4 protein-coding genes and 1 pseudogene are annotated in these 2,865 nt (G+C 71.7%); 2 read left to right on the top strand and 3 right to left on the bottom strand.

Annotated features, from left to right (window positions below; all coding sequences use genetic code 11):
• The first annotated feature begins 17 nt into the window (after nt 1-17).
• Nucleotides 18-404, top strand: coding sequence for an amidase family protein (locus tag A5646_RS02035; RefSeq protein ID WP_369806898.1), 387 nt, complete (start codon nt 18-20; stop codon nt 402-404).
• Here the strand turns inward: A5646_RS02035 and A5646_RS02040 are convergent.
• Nucleotides 365-1,042: pseudogene (locus A5646_RS02040) on the bottom strand (amidase family protein); the annotation flags it as partial. The gene A5646_RS02035 and the pseudogene A5646_RS02040 sit on opposite strands and share 40 nt — an antisense overlap.
• The gene (gatC, locus tag A5646_RS02045) at nt 1,039-1,338 is read right to left on the bottom strand and encodes an Asp-tRNA(Asn)/Glu-tRNA(Gln) amidotransferase subunit GatC (RefSeq protein ID WP_067019512.1); all 300 of its coding nucleotides are present in this window, start codon (nt 1,336-1,338) and stop codon (nt 1,039-1,041) included. The gene gatC and the pseudogene A5646_RS02040, both read right to left, overlap by 4 nt.
• Nucleotides 1,339-1,454: 116 nt before the next feature.
• On the opposite strand from gatC, the gene A5646_RS02050 reads away from it, so the two are divergent.
• Complete coding sequence (locus A5646_RS02050; RefSeq protein ID WP_156748800.1) at nt 1,455-2,111, top strand: amino acid-binding protein; 657 nt, start codon at nt 1,455-1,457, stop codon at nt 2,109-2,111.
• 50 nt (nt 2,112-2,161) lie between these two features.
• Here A5646_RS02050 and A5646_RS02055 read toward each other — a convergent pair.
• Nucleotides 2,162-2,865: HNH endonuclease signature motif containing protein (locus A5646_RS02055; RefSeq protein WP_156765493.1), on the bottom strand; the 704-nt coding region annotated here is incomplete at its 5' end.

A 2,865-nucleotide genomic window follows, 5' to 3' on the forward strand; every position in this document is an offset into this window, starting at 1 on the left:
TGTCGCGCTACGGCCTGGTGGCGTGCGCGTCGTCGCTGGATCAGGGCGGCCCGTGCGCGCGCACGGTGCTCGACACCGCACTGCTGCACCAGGTGATCGCCGGGCATGACCCCCGCGACTCCACGTCGGTGGACGCGGCGGTGCCCGACGTCGTGGGCGCCGCCCGGGCCGGCGCGGACGGTGACCTCAAGGGCGTGCGCGTCGGAGTGGTCAAGCAGCTACGCGGCGAGGGTTATCAGCCCGGGGTGCTGAGCGCGTTCGAGGCCGCCGTCGAGCAGCTGACCGCCCTGGGCGCTGACGTGAGCGAGGTCGACTGCCCCCACTTCGAGTACGCGCTGGCCGCCTACTACCTGATCCTGCCGTCGGAGGTGTCGAGCACCGTGCGCGCGCACGGGCCGCCCTGATCCAGCGACGACGCGCACGCCACCAGGCCGTAGCGCGACACCGTGCCGTAGGTCGGCTTGACTCCCACCGTTGCGGTGAGCGCGGCGGGCTGCCGGATGGAGCCGCCGGTGTCGGATCCGATCGCCAGCGGGGCCTGGTACGCGGCCAACGCGGCCGCGCTGCCGCCGCCGGAGCCACCGGGCACCCGGTCGACGTCCCACGGGTTGCGGGTGGGCCCGTAGGCGGAGTTCTCGGTCGAGCTGCCCATCGCGAACTCGTCCATGTTGGTCTTGCCCAGGATCGGGATGCCCGCGGCGCGCAGCCGCGAGGTGAGAGTGGCGTCGTACGGGGAACGCCAGCCCTTGAGGATCTTGGACCCGCAGGTGGTGGGCATGTCGACGGTGGTGAAGACGTCCTTGAGCGCCAGCGGGACCCCGGCCAGCGGGGACGGCAGCCGCTCCCCGGCGGCCACCGCCTCGTCGACGACGGCCGCCGCCGCCAGCGCCTCGTCGGCCGCCACGTGCAGGAAGGCGTGGTAGCGGTCGTCGGTCGCGGCGATCTGGTCCAGGCATGCCTGGGTGACCTCGACCGAGGACACCTCTTTGGCGGCGATCCGGGCGGCCAGGGTGGCGGCGTCGGACCGGACGATCTCGTTCACTCGGCGTCCCCCAGGATCTGCGGGACGCCGAAGCGGCCGTCGACGGCCTCGGGCGCCTCGGCCAGCGCCTGGGCCTGCGTGAGGCAGGGTGCCGGCTGGTCGGGGCGGGTGACGTTGACGTCCTTGAGCGGGTTGTCGGTCGCCTCGACGCCGGTGACGTCCACCGCCTGAACCTGGCTGACGTGGGTCAAGATGGCGTCGAGCTGGCCGGCGAAGCTGTCGAGCTCGCTGTCGGTCAGCGCCAGCCGGGACAGCCGGGCCAGGTGCGCTACCTCGTCGCGGGAGATCTGGGACACGATCCGAAAGCCTAGCCCGCCGCGTCCATGGCGCTGGCGTGACGTTGGGCGACCACCGTCACACCGCCGTGACGCTCGGCGGGCAGAAGACACATGCCTGTGCAACAGTGTTGGCCGTGCCCTCCTATCTGTTGCGCATCGAGCTCGTCGACCGGCCAGGCAGCCTGGGGTCGCTGGCGGTGGCGCTCGGTTCGGTGGGCGCCGACATCCTGTCGCTCGATGTGGTGGAGCGCAGCTCGGGCTACGCGACCGACGACCTGGTGATCGAACTGCCGCCCGGCGCCATGCCGGACACGCTGATCACGGCCGCCGAGTCCTTGTCCGGTGTCCGGGTGGACAGCGTGCGCCCGCACACGGGCCTGCTGGAGGCGCACCGCGAACTCGAGCTGCTCGACCACATCGCCGCGGCCGACGGCAAGGCCGCACGACTGCAGGTTCTCGCCAACGAGGCGCCCAAGGTGCTGCGCGTCAGTTGGTGCACGGTGTTGCGCAGCGCGGACGGCGAGCTCCAGCGCCTGGCCGGCAGCCCCGGCGCCCCGGAGACCAAGGCGGACTCGGCGCCATGGCTGCCGATCGAACGGGCCGTCACGCTGGACAGCAGCGGCGACTGGGTGCCCCAAGCGTGGCGCGACATGGACATGACGATGGTCGCGGCCCCGCTGGGCGATCCGCACACCGCCGTGGTGCTCGGCCGTCCCGGCCCCGAATTCCGGCCCTCGGAGGTCGCCCGGCTGGGTTACCTTGCCGGGATCGTGGCGACCATGCTGCGCTGACGGGCAGCAATTCCATCGATACCGTCGGCCGGAGGCCGCGCAGAACCTAGCTAGTTGTTTGTCGGTGGTGGTTGGGGTTGGAAGGGTGTGTACCACCACCAGTCGGCGCGTTCGCCGATCGGTCCCGGACACGGCGCCACCGCAGGTGGGGGCCCCGTGGGTGGGCGCGCCAGCGATCCCGCGCTGAGCACTCGGCCTTCGTCGTCGCGGACCACGAGTGCGTGTGCGGGCCCGCTGATGGTGATGACACCCCGATGGTGTGACCGGTGATGGTAAGGACAGACCAGCACCAGGTTGGCCAACTCGGTGGGGCCGCCGTCTTCCCAGTGCCGCAGGTGATGGGCGTGCAGACCACGGGTGGCACCACAACCCGGCACCACACAGGTGCGGTCGCGGTACTCCAGCGCGCGGCGCAGCCGCCGGTTGATCACCCGCGTGGCCCGCCCGGCACCGATGACCTCGCCGCGGCGTTCGAACCACACTTCGCACGTGGCATCACAGCTCAGGTATTGGCGGTCGGCATCGGAGAGCAGCGGACCCAGATGCAGCGCCGCGGTGGGTTTTTCCACGTCGAGGTGCACCACCACGGTGGTGTGCTGCCCGTGCGGGCGCCGCGCCGCCTCGACATCCCAGCCGGTCTGCACCAGGCGCATGAACGCCTCGACCGTGCCCGGCACCGGCGGCCGCTGATCACCCGCGCTGGTGGCCTGATCGTGTTTCCACTCGGCGATCAGCGCCTCACGATGCGACGCCA

The organism is Mycobacterium sp. 1245499.0 (genome assembly GCF_001673615.1).
Classification (GTDB): Bacteria; Actinomycetota; Actinomycetes; order Mycobacteriales; family Mycobacteriaceae; genus Mycobacterium; species Mycobacterium europaeum_A.